Source organism: Pseudomonas sp. P4_B4 (genome assembly GCF_056402255.1).
In genome coordinates this window covers 1-542 of the sequence record NZ_JBFUHS010000092.1, presented here as the reverse complement: position 1 = coordinate 542, position 542 = coordinate 1, and the positions used below count along the sequence as shown (strand labels likewise).

2 rRNA genes are annotated in these 542 nt (G+C 50.1%); both read right to left on the bottom strand.

Annotated elements, in window-relative coordinates:
• Window positions 1–48 precede the first annotated feature (48 nt).
• Window positions 49–164: ribosomal RNA gene (gene rrf / locus AC1DVE_RS31205) — 5S ribosomal RNA — on the bottom strand.
• Between the two features lie 157 nt (window positions 165–321).
• Window positions 322–542, bottom strand: a 23S ribosomal RNA gene (locus AC1DVE_RS31200); the annotation flags it as partial.

The following is a 542-nucleotide window of genomic DNA, read 5'->3' as shown; positions in this document are numbered from 1 at the left end:
CAAAAACAAAACCCCAACTGCTTTCGCAATTGGGGTTTCGGAATTTAATCTTGACGATGACCTACTCTCACATGGGGAAACCCCACACTACCATCGGCGATGCATCGTTTCACTGCTGAGTTCGGGATGGGATCAGGTGGTTCCAACGCTCTATGGTCGTCAAGAAATTCGGGTACTGAGTCGTGACCGGTTGGTCTCGCTTCAGCAAATTGGGTATGTGATAGCTTCGGTGTTTTGTGAGTATCTCGAACTTTCGGTTCGTTTCGTCTTCACACACCGCAATCTGGCCTCTYTCGAGTTCGCAAATTGCTTGGGTGTTATATGGTCAAGCCTCACGGGCAATTAGTATTGGTTAGCTCAACGCCTCACAGCGCTTACACACCCAACCTATCAACGTCGTAGTCTTCGACGGCCCTTCAGGGGACTCAAGGTCCCAGTGAGATCTCATCTTGAGGCAAGTTTCCCGCTTAGATGCTTTCAGCGGTTATCTTTTCCGAACATAGCTACCCGGCAATGCCACTGGCGTGACAACCGGAACACCA